General features: G+C 63.1%; 15 protein-coding genes and 2 pseudogenes. 7 read left to right on the plus strand and 10 right to left on the minus strand.

The features are described 5' to 3' along the window. Window positions 1-143 precede the first annotated feature (143 nt). On the minus strand, window positions 144-1007 hold the full coding sequence (locus JFV30_RS23590; RefSeq protein ID WP_201125327.1) for a LysR family transcriptional regulator: 864 nt from the start codon (window positions 1005-1007) through the stop codon (window positions 144-146). A gap of 111 nt (window positions 1008-1118) precedes the next feature. On the opposite strand from JFV30_RS23590, the gene JFV30_RS23595 reads away from it, so the two are divergent. Next, window positions 1119-2309 (plus strand): MFS transporter, encoded by a 1191-nt coding sequence (locus tag JFV30_RS23595; protein WP_201125328.1) that lies wholly within the window; start codon window positions 1119-1121, stop codon window positions 2307-2309. After that, on the plus strand, window positions 2306-2698 hold the full coding sequence (locus JFV30_RS23600; protein ID WP_201125329.1) for a DUF4440 domain-containing protein: 393 nt from the start codon (window positions 2306-2308) through the stop codon (window positions 2696-2698). Before JFV30_RS23595 ends, JFV30_RS23600 begins: the two co-directional genes overlap by 4 nt. Window positions 2699-2738: 40 nt before the next feature. On the opposite strand, the gene JFV30_RS23605 is transcribed toward JFV30_RS23600, so the two are convergent. Genes JFV30_RS23605 through JFV30_RS23620 form a run of 4 tightly spaced genes read right to left on the minus strand, consistent with a single transcriptional unit; the run spans window position 2739 to window position 7505 of the window. Beyond that, window positions 2739-3599 carry an efflux RND transporter periplasmic adaptor subunit gene (locus JFV30_RS23605; protein WP_010170446.1) on the minus strand — a complete coding sequence of 287 codons (861 nt, stop codon included), beginning with the start codon at window positions 3597-3599 and terminating at the stop codon, window positions 2739-2741. A 10-nt stretch (window positions 3600-3609) separates the two neighbouring features. Continuing rightward, on the minus strand, window positions 3610-3810 hold the full coding sequence (locus JFV30_RS23610) for a DUF1656 domain-containing protein (RefSeq protein WP_003216262.1): 201 nt from the start codon (window positions 3808-3810) through the stop codon (window positions 3610-3612). Continuing rightward, window positions 3800-5983 carry an FUSC family protein gene (locus tag JFV30_RS23615; RefSeq protein WP_010170447.1) on the minus strand — a complete coding sequence of 728 codons (2184 nt, stop codon included), beginning with the start codon at window positions 5981-5983 and terminating at the stop codon, window positions 3800-3802. The genes JFV30_RS23610 and JFV30_RS23615 overlap by 11 nt, the downstream gene beginning before the upstream one ends. Before the next feature lie 10 nt (window positions 5984-5993). Further along, window positions 5994-7505, minus strand: a complete 1512-nt coding sequence (locus tag JFV30_RS23620; protein WP_201125330.1) for an efflux transporter outer membrane subunit — start codon at window positions 7503-7505, stop codon at window positions 5994-5996. Window positions 7506-7686: 181 nt separating this feature from the next. Between JFV30_RS23620 and JFV30_RS23625 the strand changes: the two genes are divergently transcribed. Beyond that, a complete protein-coding gene (locus JFV30_RS23625; protein ID WP_003216257.1) occupies window positions 7687-8655 on the plus strand; it encodes a LysR family transcriptional regulator in 969 nt (322 codons plus the stop codon). A gap of 13 nt (window positions 8656-8668) precedes the next feature. On the opposite strand, the gene JFV30_RS23630 is transcribed toward JFV30_RS23625, so the two are convergent. From JFV30_RS23630 to JFV30_RS23645, 4 genes are read right to left on the minus strand one after another with little or no spacing between them, the layout of a single operon-like run. Continuing rightward, window positions 8669-10033 carry a heavy metal sensor histidine kinase gene (locus JFV30_RS23630; RefSeq protein WP_010170451.1) on the minus strand — a complete coding sequence of 455 codons (1365 nt, stop codon included), beginning with the start codon at window positions 10031-10033 and terminating at the stop codon, window positions 8669-8671. Then, window positions 10023-10700 (minus strand): heavy metal response regulator transcription factor, encoded by a 678-nt coding sequence (locus tag JFV30_RS23635; protein WP_003216255.1) that lies wholly within the window; start codon window positions 10698-10700, stop codon window positions 10023-10025. The genes JFV30_RS23630 and JFV30_RS23635 overlap by 11 nt, the downstream gene beginning before the upstream one ends. Before the next feature lie 31 nt (window positions 10701-10731). Beyond that, window positions 10732-13827, minus strand: coding sequence for a multidrug efflux RND transporter permease subunit (locus JFV30_RS23640; protein ID WP_201125331.1), 3096 nt, complete (start codon window positions 13825-13827; stop codon window positions 10732-10734). After that, window positions 13824-14990, minus strand: a complete 1167-nt coding sequence (locus JFV30_RS23645; RefSeq protein WP_010170455.1) for an efflux RND transporter periplasmic adaptor subunit — start codon at window positions 14988-14990, stop codon at window positions 13824-13826. Before JFV30_RS23645 ends, JFV30_RS23640 begins: the two co-directional genes overlap by 4 nt. Window positions 14991-15204: 214 nt before the next feature. On the opposite strand from JFV30_RS23645, the gene JFV30_RS23650 reads away from it, so the two are divergent. The 4 genes and pseudogenes from JFV30_RS23650 to JFV30_RS33740 all read left to right on the plus strand — a co-directional run. After that, window positions 15205-15447 carry a hypothetical protein gene (locus JFV30_RS23650; RefSeq protein ID WP_010170456.1) on the plus strand — a complete coding sequence of 81 codons (243 nt, stop codon included), beginning with the start codon at window positions 15205-15207 and terminating at the stop codon, window positions 15445-15447. A 168-nt stretch (window positions 15448-15615) separates the two neighbouring features. Continuing rightward, entirely contained in the window at window positions 15616-16407 is a 792-nt protein-coding gene (locus JFV30_RS23655) for a transporter substrate-binding domain-containing protein (RefSeq protein WP_201125332.1), read from the plus strand. A 107-nt stretch (window positions 16408-16514) separates the two neighbouring features. Then, a pseudogene (locus tag JFV30_RS33735) lies at window positions 16515-16796 on the plus strand (PAS domain-containing protein); the annotation flags it as partial. 297 nt (window positions 16797-17093) lie between these two features. Then, a pseudogene (locus JFV30_RS33740) lies at window positions 17094-18092 on the plus strand (methyl-accepting chemotaxis protein); the annotation flags it as partial. 163 nt (window positions 18093-18255) lie between these two features. Here JFV30_RS33740 and JFV30_RS23665 read toward each other — a convergent pair. Next, a complete protein-coding gene (locus JFV30_RS23665) occupies window positions 18256-18999 on the minus strand; it encodes a YkgJ family cysteine cluster protein (protein ID WP_201125334.1) in 744 nt (247 codons plus the stop codon). Window positions 19000-19079 lie beyond the last annotated feature (80 nt).

The following is a 19079-nucleotide window of genomic DNA, read 5'->3' on the forward strand; positions in this document are numbered from 1 at the left end:
GCGAGGGAGCTTGCTCCCGCTGGGCTGCGCAGCAGCCCCAAACCCATCCGCCCAAGTTTTCCTGAAAGAATGCGCTGACCTCTTCAGGGGTGCTTCGCCCCCCAGCGGGAGCAAGCTCCCTCGCCACACGGTTTCTCGACGGATCAGCCCTTCATGAAATCAATGAAGGCCCGCACTTTCAGCGGCAGGTGCCGGGTGTCCGGGTACAGGGCATACACGCCCTGCGGCGTAAATCGATGATCCGGCAGCAGCCGTACCAAACGCCCGGCATCGAGGTCATCCTGCACCAGCCACTGGGGCAGGATCGCCACGCCATGCCCGCGCACGGCGAAGGCCTGGAGAATGGCGGCACTGTCCGCAACCAGTGAAGCCTTGCCAGGCCCGGGGCGATACAGGTGCTCGTGGCCTGCCGGGTCAACCACCGCCAACTCCGTCAGCCGTCCATGACCGAGCCTGGGCAGTTGCTCCAGTTCAGCCAGCGTGGAGATTCCGGCAAACCCCGGCGCGGCCACGGCAAAGATCTCATAGCTCGACAGCTGCACCGCCCGATGATTGGAGTCGAGCATGCGCCCCAACCGGATAGCCACATCAAACCGCTCGGAGATCAGGTCGGCATGGCTGGAGGAGGTGGATAACTGAATGTTCAATTCCGGGTGCAGGCCGCGAAAGGTTTCCAGCGCCGGCACCACCACCGCCAATCCGTATTCGACGGTGGTGGTGACGCGCAGCGTGCCCTTGAGCTGGCTGTGCTCCGAACGCGCCTCTTCCACTGCCAGCCGCGCTTCTTCCAGCATCCGTGTGCAGCGCAGGTAAAAGCGTTCACCGGCATCGGTCAGCGCCAGTTGGCGGGTACTGCGGGTCAACAGAGTGACGCCCAGCTCGGCTTCGAGGCGCTTGAGGTTGAAGCTCACCACCGCCCGCGTCTGCCCGAGGAAATCCGCGGCTGCAGTCAATGAACCGGCCTCGACTACGGCCTTGAAGGTGTCGAATCGATCGAGGCTGACCATTGTCCAAACCCTCCATTGTCAAAATATTTTTGACAAACTAACAGTCAAACCGCTGTTTCCCAAGTGCCCGCATCCGCCTACCCTGCCGCCATCCACTGCAGGAACAGCGCAATGACCTACCGCTCGAAAGTCACCTGGATCTTTCTACTGGGCTTCGCCCTGGACCTGGTGAACATGTTTGTCGCCACCATCGCCTACCCGGATATCGCCAGCGAGTTGCACGCTTCGGTCACGCAACTGGCGTGGATCGGCAACGCCTACATGCTCGGCCTGACCGTCGTCATTCCCCTGAGTGTGTGGCTGGCGGCGCTGCTGGGTGAGCGCCGGTTGATTGCCGTCAGCCTGTTGCTGTTCGGCGTGGCCTCGGTGCTGGTGGGCCAGGCCGCATCGATTGAAGCGCTGATCGGCTGGCGCCTGCTGCAAGGTTTGGGCGGCGGCTTGCTGATCCCGGTGGGCCAGGCGTTGGCTTATCGGCAATTTCCACCGGCAGAACGCAGCCAGTTGACAGCCAAAGTCATGTTCGTGGCGCTGCTGATTCCAGCCCTGTCGCCCGCCTTGGGCGGGGTGGTGGTGGACAGTGTGTCGTGGCGCTGGATCTTTTTCGCCAACCTGCCGTTAGCGCTGATCACCCTGATGCTGACGTGGCGCTGGCTGGAGACCGACACCCCGGCTTCCGCGCGCCCGTCCCTGGACCTCGGCGCCATCCTGGGGCAGATTCGCCAGCCAATGCTGCGGGTCGCGATGCTGGTCTACCTGTTCATTCCGGGCGTCTTTATCGGCACCAGCCTGGTGGCGATTCTTTACCTGCACGGCCTGGGGTTTACCGCCAGCCACATCGGCGCGCTGATGCTGCCTTGGGCGCTGGCCTCAGGCGTAGCCATCGCCTTGAGCAAAAAACTGTTCAATCGCTGCGGGCCGAGGCCGTTGTTGTTGGCGGGCATGCTGCTGCAAGCCATTGGCATCGTGTTGTTGATCGAGCCACACCCGCTGGTCGTGGTGCTCGCCTACACCCTGATGGGCCTGGGCGGCAGCCTGTGCAGCAGCACCGCGCAAACCCTGGCCTTTCTCGACATTGCGGCCGACCGCATGGGCCACGCCAGCGCGTTGTGGAACATCAATCGGCAGTTAAGTTTTTGCCTCGCGGCGGCGTTGCTCAGTGCGGTACTGGCGACACTGCATTCCTTCACCGCGACTTTCGTGGTTGCTGCGGCGTTGACCCTGTTCCCCTTATTTGCAGTACTGTGCCTGGATGCGTCCACGGTACGGACACTGCTTCACCCTGCCAGCGAGCCCACACGATGATTGATTACCGCGACTTTTTTGATGAAGTGATCCAGGCCCATGTCGAGATCGAACAATGGTTTGCCGGGACGGCACCCGAGGGAACACTGCAGGTTTTGCTGGGGCGTTTTTCGCCGGACTTTTCCATGATCACCCCGGCTGGCAAACAACTGGACTTTGCGATGCTCAAGCAGCTGTTCAGCCAGGCGGGCGGCAAGCGGTCCGGGTTCAAGATCAGCCTCAGCGAATTTGCCGGGATTGACCGACATGCTCGTGGCGCAACAGTGAGTTATCGCGAGCAACAGGTGGATGGCAGCGGTACACACACCGACCGGCGTTCGACGGTGGTGTTTGAAAAGCAGGCCAGTGGCGCCCTGCTGTGGCGCCACTTGCACGAGACGTTTTGCTGACCTGTGGTGAGGGGGACAAGCCCCTCATCAACACAGAAAATCAGTTCTGTGTTTGGTTAACAATCACGGTGCAGGTGATGCCCGCCGCCAACAGCACACCCTCCGGCACTTCATCGATGTGAATCCGCACCGGCACCCGCTGGGCCAGGCGCACCCAGTTGAACGTCGGATTCACATCGGCAATCAGTTCGCGGCTTTCCGGGTTGTCACGGTCGTAGATCCCGCGCGAGATGCTTTCCACGTGGCCCTTGAGGGTTTCGCCGCTCATCAGTTGCATGTCAGCCTTGTCGCCGACCTTGACGTGAGGCAGCTTGGTTTCTTCAAAGAAGCCGTACACCCAGAACGAGTTCATATCCACCACCGCCATCTTCGCCTCGCCGATGCGCGCGTAGTCGCCCCGGTGCACGTTGAGGTTGGTGACGTAGCCATCCACCGCCGCCACCACCTGGGTGCGCTTGAGGTTGAGTTCGGCCGCTTCCAGTTGCGCCAGCGCGTGCTGGTAATCCGCCAGGGCCGAGTCGGCGATGTTGCTGGCGTCGTCACGGTTTTCCTTGGAGATCACCAGGGCATCGAGGTCGGCGCGGCGGTGGGCGTTGACCTTGCGCATTTCCCAGGTGGCCTTGCGGGACGCCACCAGCGACTGCGCCTGCTTGACGGCAATCTGGTAGTGCTCGGGGTCGATCTGCATCAGCAGGTCGCCCTTTTTCACCAATTGGTTGTCACGCACCGGGACGTTGACCACCTCGCCCGTCACGTCGGCGGCGACGTTGATGATATCGGCACGCACCCGGCCATCGCGGGTCCAGGGGGTTTCCATGTACTGCACCCACAACGTGCGGCCAATCCAGATCGCCAGGGCCAGTACCAGCAAGGTCGCGAGCAGGCTGAAAAACTTTTTCATCGGGGCATTCTCAACGGTAGACGGTCAGCGCCAGGGCGCCGAACAAGCAAGCGAACAGGCTCAGGCGCAGCAGCGCCGGGTGCCAGAAAAAACGGTACAGGTCAAAGCCGGCCAGGAACCGGTCGAGGGCCCAGGCCAGGCCCGCCGCGATCAGGAACATCAGGGTCATGGTGGGCATGTACACGCCGTGGAAGGCGATTTCACGAGGCATGAGCGGGTCCTTCGGGCTTGAGGGCAGCCAGGGGTGATTGCGGGTCCAGCAGTGAGGTGCGGATAAAGTGCAGGTAACTTTTCACCCGGCGCAGGGCCGAGGTGTCGAAGTGCGGGGCGAAGGGTTCGTCGGTGGCCTGCACGCGGCTGATGGCATGGTCGACGGCGATCAGGCTGCGCTCCAGGTTGCTGGCGCTGGGCTGCAGGAACAGCCGCACCAGCGAACGGCCCATCACCCGGATCGCCTGGCGCCACGGCTGGGACTCGGCATACGCCGGGTGCACCGGCAAGATCGCCTGTTCCTTGCGCAACTCGATAATTGCGTGGCCGACTTCCAGCACCACGAACATCCAGCGCAGCAGGTTGCGTTGCACCTGCGGTTGCCCGGCGGCAAAACCATAGGCCTGGTGCAGCAGGTCGCGGGTGCGGCTTTCGAAACCTGACGCCAGGCCCTTGAGCTTGCCGCTGATGGCGAACACCACTTGCTCGCGCAAATCCTGCTCCAGCCGGCGCCACAACCAGCGGCTGTTGGGCGGCAGAATGATCGCGCCCGCGGCCGCACACACCAGCATGCCGATGACCATGGCGATGTAGTCGTTGATGAAGGTGTAGGGGTTGTAGATCGTCAGGTTATCCGGCACCGAACCGGTACTGAAGAAGATCAGCAACCCGACGCCGACTCCCGCGTATTGCGGGCGCGAGGCCAGGAACGAGCCGAAGATGATCACCGGGGCGAGCATCACGCACAGCAGCGGGAACCCGTCGATCCAGGGGAACACGAAGAACATCTCGACAAAGCCCACCAGCGCCCCGATCAACGTGCCGCAAGCCATCTGAAACGCCATGCGCTTGGGGTTGGGTGTGGCGGCGGACAAGCCCACCGTCGCAGCAGCGATCAGGGTCATGGTGGCGCCGCTGGGCCAGGCGGTGGCCACCCAATAACTGCCGAGCACGATCAGGATAAATGACGCGCGAATCCCCGAGGCAGCGCAGGCCAGCCAGTTGGTTTTCGGGGTGTAGGGTTCGTCCCAGTGTTCGCGCTCATGGCTGTGGTCGGCCAGGGACGCATGGGTTTGTGCGTAGCTGTGCAACTCGTCGACGAAGCGGTACAGCAGCTCGTAGGCGGTGTGGAAATCCAGCTGCTCGGCGTCGCTGGGGGCGCTTTCCTGAAAGCTCGCCCGCAGGCTGCGGACCTTGGCGGGCAGGCCCTCTTTGTAAGCCGTCAGTTGGCTGACCAGGCGCGCCGCGTCGGGGCTGGTGAGGGCGCGACCGGAGAAGCCGTCGAGCAATTCGGCCAGGTCTTGCAGGCCCGGCTTGATGGCCGCCACCACATGGTCAGCCTGATTGCTGCGCAGGCGTTCCAGCAATTGGTGCAAGGCGTTGAAACGGGTGGTGATGCCCATGAACTCGCTGTTCAAACGGGTCAGACGGCCATTGCGCCGACGCATGTGCGGGTCTTCAAACACGGTGATGCTGCGCAGCCCTTCCAGGCCCACGGCTTCGGCGATAAAGCGCACGTTGCTGCGTTCAAACCCTTCGCGCTCGCTGCGACCGCGCAGGCCGTCGGTGACGAACAACGCAAACACCCCGAAGCGCTGGTACAAGGCATTGCGCATCGCGGCACTGGCGGTTTGCGGCAGGATCGCGGCGCTGACCAGCGTGGAGCAGACAATCCCCAGGGAAATTTCCAGCACCCGCCAGACCGCCGCCATGAACGCGCCGTCGGGATGGGCCAGGGCCGGCAGCCCGACCATCGCGGCGGTGTAGCCGGCCAGTACAAAACCGTAGGCGCGGAAGTTGCGGTTACGGGTCGCGCCAGCGGTGCAGATGCCGACCCAGATCGCCAGCGAACCGAGGAACAGCTCAGTGTTCTGCGCAAACAACGCGATCAGAAACACCATCACCGCCGACCCCGCCAGGGTGCCAAGGAAGCGGTAAAAACTCTTGGCGAACACCTGGCCGCTTTGCGGCTGCATCACGATAAATACGGTGATCATCGCGGTGCGCGGTTGCGGCAACTCCAGGCGCATGGCGAGCCACAAGGTCAGGAAGGCCGCGATCAGCACCTTGAAGATATAGACCCAGGTCACGCCGTCACTGCGTGCCCAATCGAAGAAACCACGGCGCCACTCAAGCGAGTGCAACCAGCGCAGCGGTGCAGGCAAGGGAGTCATCGCATCCTACTCAGTGATCAAACACGGCCAGGGCCGCCGGGGTCTTGCTCGGTAAGGTCTTGCTGTCCTGAGGCACATCGCTGCCGGCGCCGAGGCCACCGCCCAATGCGGTCACCAGTTCGGCGTGGGCACTCAGGCGTGCGGCCTGGACCTGTTGCTGCACCTGCTGCTGGCGGAACAACAGGCTCTGGGCATTCAGCACGTTGAGGTAGTCGGTAAGGCCGCGCTGGTAGGCGATCATCGCGATGTCGTAGGTTTTCTGCGCCGAGGCCACGGACTCGGCGGCGAAGGCCTGCTGCTTGTCCATCGACTCGCGGCGGATCAATTGGTCGCTGATGCCCTTGAGCGCGTTGACCAGGGTCTGGTTGTAGTGGGCCACGGCGATGTCGTAGCCAGCACTGGCTTCACCCAGTTGCGAGCGCAGGCGGCCGCCGTCGAAGATCGGCAGGCTGATGGCCGGGCCGGCGGTGTAATTGAGTTTCTTGCCGGTCAGGAACTCCAGCATGCCGCCGCCGGTGGCGACGTAGCCGAGGCTGCCCACCAGGTCGACGTTGGGGTAGAACCCGGCGTGGGCCACATCAATGCCACGGGCCTGGGCCGCCACTTGCCAGCGGCTGGCGACCACGTCCGGGCGCTGGCCGAGCAGTTCGGCGGGCAAGCTCGAGGGCAATTTCAGCGGTGCACCGAGGGACAGGGTGGGCCGCTGCAACTGCGCGCCCGCCCCCGGCCCTTTGCCCGCCAGCGCAGCCAACTGGTTGCGGCTCAGGGCAATCTCTTCGTCCAGGGCGTCCAGTTGCCGATGGGTTTCCGGCAACGGTGTCTCGGCCTGGCTGACTTCGAAGTGGGTGCCGATCCCGCCATTCAAGCGCTTTTGCGCAAGATCGAGGATCTGTTGTTGCTGGGCCAGGGTGGCGGCGACGATGTCGCGCTGGGCGAAGTGCAGCGAGAGCTGGATATAGGCGCGCACCACGTTGCTCTGCAATTCGAGCTGGGCCTGGCGCGCTTCGGCGGCGCTCATGTGGGCCATGTCCACGGCGCGCTCGGTGGCATTGCTTTCGCGGCCCCAAAGGTCGAGGGCATAGCTGAAGCCCAGGGACGCGTTGTTGTCCCAGGTGGTGGAATTGTCCAGCGCGCCCGGGCCGTAGAATTGGTCGCTCGGCCAGTTATGGCGTTTGAGCGTGGCGTCGCCATTGACTTGCACCGACTCGGCCGACTCGGCGACCCCGGCCATGGCCCGGGCTTCACGCACCCGCGCTGCGGCCATGGCCATGCTCGGGCTGCCTTGCACGGCGAGGTCGATCCAGTGGTTGAGTTGCGGGTCGCCGTAGGCTTGCCACCATTGCGCAGTGGGCCAGTGGGCGTCCTGGGCAGCGGTTTTGATCGCTTCGTCGGTGGCCAATGTATTGGCGGCGAGTGCCTGCCCTTTGGGGGCAATTCCTCCGGTTCCGATGCAGCCGCTGATTGCTAACGATAAGGCCCAAACACTGAGAGTCTTCAGCTCTCTGCTGATGCGACGCGGCACTGCTGCGAATTCCTGAGAGGGTGTTGCGGGGAAGGTGGCGCAATTCTAAGGGGCGGGCCGGATGGCGATAAGGTGGGATTCTTGTGAATCTTTGTTACCGTTCAGGCGATAATCTTTTGGTAGGGATCACTGGATCCTGCAACTTCGTGTCACAATTTGCCATCTCCCTTGAGAGCACCCCATGGACACTTTGCAAAACATGCGCGCCTTCAGTTGTGTGGCCGAAGCCGGCAGCTTCACCGCCGCCGCCGTGCAACTGGATACCACCACTGCCAACGTCTCGCGCGCGGTCTCCAACCTTGAGGCCCATCTGCAAACCCGTTTGCTCAACCGCACTACCCGCCGCATCGCCCTGACCGAGGCCGGCAAGCGCTATTTGCTGCGCTGCGAGCAGATCCTGGCGTATGTCGAGGAAGCGGAAGCCGAAGCCAGCGACGCCCACGCCCGCCCCGCCGGCCAGCTGAAAGTGCACACCATGACCGGCATCGGCCAGCACTTCGTGATCGATGCGATTGCCCGCTACCGCCGTACCCACCCGGACGTGACCTTTGACCTGACCATGGCCAACCGCGTGCCGGACCTGCTGGACGAGGGTTACGACGTGTCCATCGTGCTCGCCAGCGAGCTGCCGGATTCGGGTTTTGTCTCGCAGCGCCTGGGGATAACTTACAGCATCGCCTGTGCCTCGCCGGCCTACGTCAAGGCCAACGGCTGTGCACAACGGCCCAGTGACCTGCTCAACCACGCGTGCCTGCGCCTGGTCAGCCCGGTGATTCAGCTGGACAAATGGTCGTTCAACGGGCCAGAGGGCCAGGAGAGCGTGGCGATCAACAGCTCACCGTTCCTGGTGAACTCGGCGGATGCGATGAAAACCGCGATCACCAGCGGCATGGGGGTTGGCCTGTTGCCGGTGTATGCGGCGATTGAAGGGCTGCGCAACGGCACGCTGGTGCGGGTGATGCCCAACTATCGTTCCCAGGAACTCAACCTGTACGCCATCTACCCTTCGCGCCAGTACCTGGATGCGAAGATCAAGACGTGGGTCGAATACCTGCGCAGCTCACTGCCGGAAATCATGGCCGCACATCAGGCGGAACTGGCCGCCTATGAGCTGAGTGGCAGTCTGGGTGGGGTCCGGCTGAGTAACTGAGGGTGGTCAGCGGCTACACCGGCAGCGTAATGCCAAAGGTGTTGCCGCCACCCTCGCTGCGCACAAACACATCCCCGCCGTGCATCAGCGCGATCGCCTTGACGATCGCCAGCCCCAATCCGTGATTCGCCCCGCTATTGCTGCGGGACGCGTCCACCCGATAGAACCGCTCGAACAACCGAGGCAGATGCTCGCTGGCAATCTCATCGCCCGGGTTGGTCACCCCGATCGCCACGTGATCCTCCAGCACTTCGATCTTCACTTCGATCACCTGCCCCGGGGCCGTGTGCTGCACCGCGTTGCTCAACAGATTGATCAACGCCCGGCGCAGATGCGCCTTCTCGATCTGCACCTGGGCATCGCCGCTCACGCGTACCTGCACCTGGGCGTCTTCCAGGATGAAGTCGAGGTAATCCAGGGTGGTCGCCACTTCATCCGCCAGTGAACTGGTGATCAGCTTGGTGGCCTTGCTGCCCTGGTCGGCGCTGGCCAGGAACAACATGTCATTGATGATCGAACGCAGGCGCTCCAGTTCTTCCAGGTTCGATTGCAGCACTTCGAAATAATGCTCGGCCGAACGCCCACGGGTCAGCGCCACCTGGGTCTGGCCAATCAGGTTGGTCAACGGCGAGCGCAGTTCATGGGCCACGTCGGCGTTGAACGATTCCAGGCGCGAGTACGCTTGCTCCACCCGGTCGAGGGTCGAGTTGAAGGAATTGACGAACTGCTTCAGCTCCGGCGGCAATGGCGACAATTGCAGGCGCCCGGAGAGTTTCGGCGGCGCGAGTTTCTGTGCCTCATCCGACAGCTTGATCAACGGCTTGAGGCCGATACGTGCCACCCAGAACCCCAGCAACGACGCCAGCAGCACCCCCACGAAGGCCAGGCCGATCAGCGCCACCAGCAGTTGATGTTGGGTGGCGCGGAAATTCTCGGTGTCGACCGCGATCATGAAGCGCAGCGGCGGGCGCTGGTCCTTGGCCGGGAACTGGCTGACCAGCACCTTGAACGGATGATGATGGCCTGGCAGATGCAAATCACGCTTGCCGGTCGGGCCCTCGGCGAAGGCGCGAATCTGCGCGTCCGGGTTGCCATATTCGTAGGTGGGGTCGCTGCTCACCACCCAGAAACGGATGCGCTTGTCTTCCTCACCCAACAGCTTGAGCTTGGCGGTGATCTTGGCCCAATGGTCCGGCGTACCAAAGCGATTCACCGAGGACTCCAGCACGCTGTAACGCGCATCCAGCTCGGCACCGGGCAGCAAGCCCAGGCCTTTGTCCACCTGCTGGTACAGCGCGCCGCCGATCAACAGGAAGATCAGCAGCGCCACCAGCGTGAACATCCCGCTCAGGCGCAGGGCGATGGAGTTAGCCGACACTGCGGTTCTCCAGCACGTAACCCATGCCGCGAATGGTGTGCAGCAGCTTTTGTTCGAACGGCCCGTCGAGCTTGGCCCGCAGGCGCTTGATCGCCACTTCCACCACGTTGGCGTCGCTGTCGAAATTGATGTCCCAGACCATTTCCGCAATCGAGGTCTTGGACAGGATTTCACCCTGGCGCCGGGCCAAAACGCTGAGCAGCGAGAACTCCTTGGCGGTCAGGTCGAGCCGAACCCCGTTGCGACTGGCCTTGCGGCTGATCAGGTCGATCCACAGGTCGGCGATGGTCACCTGCACCGGCTCGTGCCCGCCGCTGCGACGGGTCAGGGCTTGCAGGCGCGCCACCAGTTCAAGGAACGAGAACGGCTTGCCGAGGTAATCGTCCGCCCCTTCGCGCAGGCCACGGATGCGGTCTTCCACGCGCTCGCGGGCGGTGAGCATGATCACCGGTGTTTGCTTGCGGGCCCGCAGCGCGCGCAATACGCCAAAGCCATCCAGGCCGGGCAGCATCACGTCGAGCACGATCACCGCGTAATCGTTCTCCAGGGCCAGGTGCAACCCTTCGACGCCTTCACGGGCGACGTCGACGGTATAGCCCTGCTCCGTCAGCCCGCGATGCAGGTAGTCGGCAGTTTTTTCTTCGTCTTCAATAATCAGTACACGCATGAGCCTTTTGTTCCAGGACGGGGCCTCAGCCTCAGTGTGTGGTTGCCAGCTGGGGAGCTGGTTTGGGTCTATGGAAAAACTTCTCGAGGTACAAGTATATGACCGGCGTGGTGAACAGCGTCAGCGCCTGGCTCACCAGCAACCCGCCCACCACCGCAATGCCCAGCGGCTGGCGCATTTCCGCACCGGGGCCGGAGCCCAGCATCAGCGGCACCGCACCCAGCAGTGCGGCCAGAGTGGTCATGATGATCGGCCGGAACCGCGTGACGCACGCTTCATAAATCGCCTCTTCAGGCGGCAGGCCGCGTACCCGCTGGGCGTCCAGGGCGAAGTCGATCATCAGGATACCGTTCTTCTTCACGATCCCGATCAGCAGCACCAGGCCGATCAGCGCCATGATCGAGAAGTCCTGGCCCATCAGCGACAACATGATCAGCGCTCCCAACCCCGCCGACGGCAAGGTGGAAATGATCGTCAGCGGGTGCACGAAGCTCTCGTACAGCACGCCCAGGATAATGTAGACCGCCACCAGTGCCGCGAGGATCAGCCAGGGCTGGCTGGCCAGCGAACTCTGGAACGCCTGGGCCGCGCCCTGGAAGTTGCCGATGATGGTGGTCGGCATGCCGATTTCATTCTTGGCCTGGTTGAGCATGATCACCGCATCGCCCAACGCGACGCCCGGCGCCAGGTTGAACGACAGGTTGGCCGCCGGGAACATGCCGTCATGGCTGATGGACAACGGCCCGACCGTAGGCGGGTCGACCTTGGCCAGTGCCGACAGCGGTACCATCTCGTTGGTCAGCGGCGAGCGCAGGTAGAAGTAGTTCAGGCTTTCGGCCTTGCCGCGCTGCTGGGTGTCCAGCTCCAGCACCACTTGGTATTGGTTGATCTCGGTCTGGAATTCGTTGATCTGGCGCTGGCCGAAGGCGTCGTACAGCGCCTGGTCCACATCGGTGGCAGTGAGGCCAAACCGCGCGGCGGCCTGACGGTCGATGCTGATGTGGGTGATGCTGCCCCCCAGTTGCAAGTCGTTGGACAGGTCGCGGAACGCCGGGTTGGCCCGCAGTTTTTCGGTGAGGCGCTGGGTCCAGGTATTCAGCGTGGGGCCGTCATTGCTCTTGAGCACGTACTGGTACTGGGCGCGGCTGGGGCCGGAGCTCAAGTTGATGTCCTGGCCGGCACGCAGGTACAGCACGATGCCCGGCACTTTCGCCAGTTTTGGCCGGATACGGTCGATAAACTGGCTGGCCGACACGTCGCGGTCCCCGCGATCCTTCAAGGCGATCCAGAACCGGCCGTTGGCGATGGTCTGGTTGCTGCCGGTCACGCCCACCGAATGGGAGAACGCTTCCACTGCCGGGTCATCCTTGACGATCTCGGCGAGCGCCTTGTGCTTGGCGACCATGTCCGGGAACGACACGTCGGCCGCCGCCTCGCTGGTGCCGAGGACGAAGCCGGTGTCTTGTACCGGGAAGAAGCCCTTGGGAATAAATACGTAGCCGACCACGGCCAGGGCCAGGGTCACCATGAAGATCGCGGCCATGGTGCGTTGGTGGGCCAGGGCGCGGCGCAGATTGCGCGCATAGCCGGCGAGCAGGCGTTCGCTGAAGCCGGGTTTGTCGTGGGCGTGATGGGTCGGCGCGCGCATGAACAAGGCGGCCAGGGTCGGCGCCAGGGTCAGTGAAACCACCACCGAGATCAGGATGGTCGAGGTGGCCGTCAGCGCAAACTCCTTGAACAACCGCCCCACCACACCGCCCATGAACAGCAGTGGAATAAACGCCGCCACCAGCGAGAAGCTGATGGACACCACGGTAAAACCGATTTCCCCCGCGCCCTTGATCGCGGCTTCGCGTTTGTCGAGGCCCGCCTCCAGGTGCCGGTGAATGTTTTCCACCACCACGATGGCATCGTCCACCACAAACCCCACGGCGATCACGATCGCCACCAGGGTCAGGTTGTTCAGGCTGAAGCCCATCAGGTACATCAGCGCAAAACTGGCCACCAGCGACACACCCAGTACGCTGGACACGATCAACGTGGCCGACAACTGGCGCAGGAACAGCGCCATCACCGCCACCACCAGCAGGATGGCGATCAGCAGGGTCACTTCCACTTCATGCAGGGACGCGCGGATGGTCTTGGTGCGGTCGGTCAATACGCTGACCTGCACCGAGGCCGGCAACATGGCTTGCAGGCGCGGCAGCTCGGATTGAATACGGTCCACGGTCTCGACGATGTTCGCGCCGGGCTGGCGGGAGATCACCAGGTTGACCCCCGGCGTGTCGCCGGACCACGCCTGCACGTAGGCGTTTTCTGAACCGTTGATCACTTTGGCGATGTCGCGCAGCTGGACCGGTGCCCCATTCTTGTAGGACACGATCAACTGGGCGTATTCCTCGGGATGGAACAGCTGGTCGTTGGTCGACAGGGTCGACACGCTGTTCTCGCCGTAGATCGCGCCCTTGGCCAGGTTGAGGCTCGATTGCTGGATCGCCAGGCGCACGTCTGCCAGGGTCAGGCCGATGGCCGCGAGTTTATCGGGCGACGCCTGCACGCGGATCGCCGGGCGTTGCTGGCCGGTGATGTTGATCTGGCCGACACCGTCGATCTGGCTGATCTGACGGGCCAGCAGGGTTTCAACGTAGTCGCTCAGCTCGGTGCTGGGCATGCTGTCGGAGCTGACGCTGAGGATCAGCACCGGGCTGTCCGCCGGGTTGACCTTCTTCCAGGTCGGCAGGCTCGGCATGTCGCTGGGCAGTTTGCCGGACGCGGTGTTGATCGCCGCCTGCACTTCTTGCGCGGCGGTGTCGATGCTCTTGTTGAGGGTGAATTGCAGGGTCAGCAGGCTGGAGCCCAAGGCACTGCTGGAGGTCATCTGGGTCATGCCGGGGATGGCACTGAATTGCACCTCCAGCGGGGTGGCCACGGAGGAAGCCATGGTGTCCGGGCTGGCGCCGGGCAGCGTGGCGCTGACCTGGATCGTCGGAAACTCGGCTTCCGGCAGTGGGGCGATGGCCAGGCGCGGGAAGGCAATCATCCCGAGCAACACCAGGGCGAAGGTCAGCAGCAAGGTGGCGACCGGGTGGTCGACGCACCAGGCCGACGGCGAACGACTGCCACTCATGGCTGCACCTTGGCATCAACCGTCTGGATCGCTTGTGGCGGTTCCTTGAGCACATCGACCTGAGCGCCGGCCTTGAGCCGCGACTGGCCATCGCTGACCAGTACATCACCGGCCTGCACACCCCGGAGGATGTTGATGTCGCTGTCCTGATACACCACTTGCACCGGCACGATGTCGACCTTGTCACCGTTGACCCGGTACACGAAGTGCGAATCCAGCCCGCGTTGCACCACCGTGGTCGGCACCACCAGGGCGTTCTTGTGCAGGGCGGTCTGGATCTTGATGGTCACCAACTGCCCCGGCCAGAGTTTTTGCGCACCGTTGCTGAACTCGGCCTTGGCGCGGATGGTGCCGGTGGTGCCGCTGATCTGGTTGTCGATCAGGCTCAGGCGGCCTTCTCCCAGCAGGTCGCCGGTCTCGCCATCGGTGTCGGCGCCCATGTAGGCGTTGACGTCCGCAGGCAGTTGCGCAGCGATCAGGCCTTGCAGGGTCGGGAGCATTTGTTGCGGCAGGGAGAACTCCACGGCAATCGGGTCGATCTGGGTGACGGAGAACAACCCCTGGGTGTCGCTCATGCGCAGGAAGTTGCCTTCATCCACGGTGCGAATCCCGACGCGACCGGTGACCGGTGAGCGAATCTGGGTGTACGAAAGCTGCACCTGGGCCGAATCAATAGCGGCCTGGTTGCCTTGGGCCGTGGCCTTGAGCTGATTGACCAAGGCTTGCTGCTGGTCATAGGTCTGCTTGGACACGCCGTCGTCGATGCTCAGTTCCTTGTAGCGCTTGAGGTTGACCAGCGCCACTTGCAGTTGCGCCTGGCTTTCCCCGAGTTGCGCCTTGGCCTGGTCCAGGCTGGCGCGGATCGAACGGTCATCAATGGTCGCCAGCAGGTCGCCGGTTTTCACCAGTTGGCCTTCCTTGACCAGCAATTTGGTGAGGATGCCGTCGATCTGCGGTCGAATCACCACGCTGTGCAACGACAATACCGAGCCGATGCCGCTGACAAAACGCGGGATGTCCTGCTCCTTGACGCTGATCACCCGCACCGGAATCGCCGTGGGCGCGGTCAGTTTGGTCTTGGCCGGGCGGGTCAGCGCCCAGGCAACCACGGCCAGTACCACGAGGACGCCCACGATCAAGGCAGGTTTTCGTTGAATGTGCATGGGGTGAGGCGCCAGGGCAAAGGATCGGAAGAATGAAGGTTCTTTATAGCCCGCCAACCCGGTCAGCAAAGTGACTGCTAACTGACAGCGCCGTCAGTAAAGTCCGACCATTCGTACGAGCAGTGGTTAAAGATCCGAGGCGCGCAGGTATACTGCGCGCCGGTGTGGCCTGCAAGTCGGGCCCGCGTCATTTTCAGCACTCCCCGGAGCCACCATGAATTCCCCGACACAACCCGCTGCTGAAGCGGTCGACATCGACCCACAGGCCAATCCTGACAGCGTCGAAGGCGAAACCAAGGCCGAGATCCCGGCATTCAAGTTTCCGTTCAAGCCGGGCGAACTGGCCGGGGCGAAAAATGCCAGCCAGCCGTGGTACAAAAACGGCGCGAAGAACGGTCATACCAAGAGCCCGGGCATGGCACCTCCCGGCACCCGTCGTTCGATGGGCAAGCGCTGACCGGTAATAAATCCTTCGCAATCGCGATGAGTGCCTACAACGTTTACTGACGTTTCGCCTTGTAGGCCTGCGTCCAATTCTTGAAAGCTTGCACGACACCCGCGGGCCCCGATTCTTGTTCTCGGGACCCGCCGCGGTGACGCTGGTTTTCCGGAAAAGGACGTTCCCGTGATTCGGATACGCAACTGTGCTCTGCTGGGCCTGTCGCTGATGGTCGGTGTTTTCTCCGCCGCTGCGGCCGGTGATCAACCACGGCGCGAAATTCGTTTCGCCGTCGCCGCGCAATTCCCCCCTTTCCAAAGTCGCAATCAACAAGGTGAACTGGTCGGGCTGAACATCGAGTTGGGCAACGCCTTGTGCATACAGCTCAATGTGCGGTGCACCTGGGTGGATCAGATCCTTGTGGAGAATTTCCCGGCCCTTGAAGCCAGGCAATTCGACGCGATCATGGGCATGGCCCCTACGTCGAGGCGGCACCAGTGGGTGAACTTCACCGATAACCTTTATCCGATCACCACGCACCTGGTGGCCCGTAAACGATCAGGCTTCAAACCGACCCCACGATCGCTGAAGGGCAAGCGTGTGGGCGTGCTGGTGGGCAGCAACCGGGAGGCCTTTGCCCTGTCGAAATGGGCGCCGAAGGGTGTGATCGTCAAGAGTTTCTGGCGCAATGACGAACTGATCCGCAGCCTGCTGGCGGGTGACATCGATGCCACATTGCAAGGCATGGTGGAGATCCGTGAGGCACTGCTCGACACCGACGAGGGCCAGAATTTCGACCTCCTCGGCCCCGCCATTTCCACCGAATCGCTGGGCAACGGCGTGGCGATTGCGCTGCGCAAGCCCGACATTGCCTTGCGCAATGCCCTCAACGGCGCCCTTGAGAAACTGATGCAGAGTGGCGAGTACCAACGCATCGTCCAGCCCTACCACCTGGAGGCGCCGCCCTCCAAACCGTAATGGCCAATTAATTGCGCAGAACATGAGCTGGATCAGTATTTGCCCAAACGGTGCGCTTAGAGTCGACGCCCTGCCGACTCCTCCAACAATCACGAGCGCGCGTTTCCATGAAGATCAATCTGCCGGTCACCGGTCGAAATGTGGACTTTGCCCCCGACGCCAACATCCTCTCGACCACCGACCTGACCAGCGCAATCACCTACGCCAACCAGGACTTCATCGACATCAGCGGCTACACCCGAGAGGAGTTGCTGGGCGCGCCCCATAACCTGCTGCGCCACCCGGACATGCCCGCGGCTGCCTTTGCCCACATGTGGCAGGTGTTGAAGAGCGGCCGTTCGTGGATGGGCATGGTGAAAAATCGCTGCAAGAACGGCGATCACTACTGGGTCAGCGCCTATGCCACGCCGGTCACCCGGGAGGGCGTGACGGTGGAGTATCAGTCGGTGCGCACCAAGCCCGATGCGCGGCGGGTGCACGTGGCCGAGCGCGCCTATGCCCGCCTGCGTGCCGGCACGCGGCGAGTGCGGCCCGTGGTGGGCATGCCCCTCAAACTGTCGGCCTGGGTTTTGGGGACTTGCGCCGCCACCTGGGCATTGGGTCTGGGGCTTGCGAGCTACCCGGTGATCTGGCAACTGCTGGCGGTAACGGCGGGGTGTGCCGTGGGGGTAGCGGGCGTTCACGGGTTGTTGCGACCCCTGGCCCGGTTGAACCGGCGAGCGCGGTTGATTGCTGACAACCCGCTGAGCCAGGCGATCTACACCGGGCGTGAGGATGAGTTCGGGCGCATCGAGTTTGCCATGCAGATGCTGGAAGCCCAGGTGGGCGCCGTGGTGGGGCGTATTGGCGACGCCTCGCAACGCTTGTCCGGGCATGCCGCAGCTTTGGTGCGGCAGCTGGACAGCAGCCACAGCAGCAGCCTCGGCCAACAGACCCAGACCGATCAGGTCGCCGCCGCGATCAATCAAATGGCCGCCAGCGTGGCCCAAGTCGCCGAACACGCATTACAAGCCTCAAAAGCCGCTGACCAGGCCGGCAGCGAGACCCGGGAAGGCCACCAGCGCGTGGATGAAAGCCGCGACGCGGTGCTGCGGCTGTCCCAGGAACTGGCGCGTGCCACCGAAGTGATCCATCAACTGGAAAGCCACAGCGGCGATATTTCCGGGGTATTGGAAGTGATCCGCGCGATTGCCGAGCAGACCAATCTACTGGCACTCAATGCCGCCATCGAAGCAGCACGGGCCGGGGAACAGGGACGTGGGTTTGCCGTGGTGGCCGATGAAGTACGCGGCCTGGCCCAGCGCACGCAGCAGTCGACCAATGAAATCCAGCGCATGATCAGCACCCTGCAAGGCGGCGCCCGGGACGCGGTGCAGGCGATGGCGCAAAGCAGCCAGCATGTCGAAGCCAGCGTCGATCAGGCCCAGCGCGCCGCCGCCGCGCTGGACGGGATCAGCCAGCGGGTGACCCGGATTACCGCCATGAGCCAGCAGATCGCAGCGGCGGTGGAAGAGCAGAGCGCGGTGAGCGAAGACATCAACCGCAACATCATCGGCATTCGCAACGCCGGGGAAGTGACGGTCACCGCCGGCCAGCAAAGCCAGCTCAGCTCGGGGGATGTGGCAGGGCTGGCGGATGACTTGCGGCGGCTGGCGGAGGAGTTCTGGGGCAAGCGGCGCCAGTAGCGGCATGAGCTATTTTTGTGGTGAGGGGGCTTGCTGTGGCGAGGGAGCTTGCTCCCGCTGGGCTGCGCAGCGGCCCCAAAATCTTGGGAGCGCTACGCACTCCAGCGGGAGCAAGCTCCCTCGCCACAGTAAGCTCCCTCACCATAACGGGCATCGTTCCCACTCAAGCCGCGCGCAACGAAATGAACGCATAGTTGGCCGGCACCTCGGTGGCAATCCGGGCGCCGGCATCCAGCAACTGCTCGGCAATATCCATCCCGGACACATGAAACACCCACTCATTGGCCTGCACCGTCTCGTGCAGCGCCAGCTCGATGGCCTGGGCGAACAGGCCCATGTCCGGCAAGTACGCGGTAAACCCGTCACCCTTGAGGGCGGTGGTGTGAATACCCAGCAGCCCACACACCGCTTCCTTGGCCTGGATATCGTCGCGGTCAGCCTGGCGTGAACGGCGGATCAACTCGGCCAGTTGCTTGTCCATCAACTCGCCGCCGACGATCAGCGCCGGCCCCTGTTCCCAGGATTCCGGCGGGCAATCCTTCGCGCCCGGGTTCAACGGGATATGCGGGTTGATCTCCATCGGGTAGATACGGCACACCAAAGGCCGGCGCTCATAGATGCCGCAACGGTTGTCTTCGTCAAGATTCCGGCAGCGCCCGGCGTTGTAGGCAGCAAAGGTGATTGCCACATACGCCTCGGTATTGCCGCTGGGCACGACGGCGGACCGGCGTTGTGCATGCTCGCGCTGCAACTCGGGCAGCCCCAGGCCACTGCCCAGGAATCCTTCCACCAGCACGATGACATTACCGCCGTCAGCCGCCCAGCTCCGGGCTTCTTCAAGGGTCAGGGGTACATGGTGGTCGGTGCAGCACTTGCCGCAACCGACGCAGGAAAAATGGGTATTCATGGAGGATCTGTCACCAGGCAAGGTCAGAAGGCACTCATCAACGGTGGCGGGTTTTTGCCTCTGTTCACCGTTCTGCCCCT

Origin of the sequence: Pseudomonas sp. TH32, from assembly GCF_016650855.1 — a bacterium.
Classification (GTDB): domain Bacteria; phylum Pseudomonadota; class Gammaproteobacteria; order Pseudomonadales; family Pseudomonadaceae; genus Aquipseudomonas.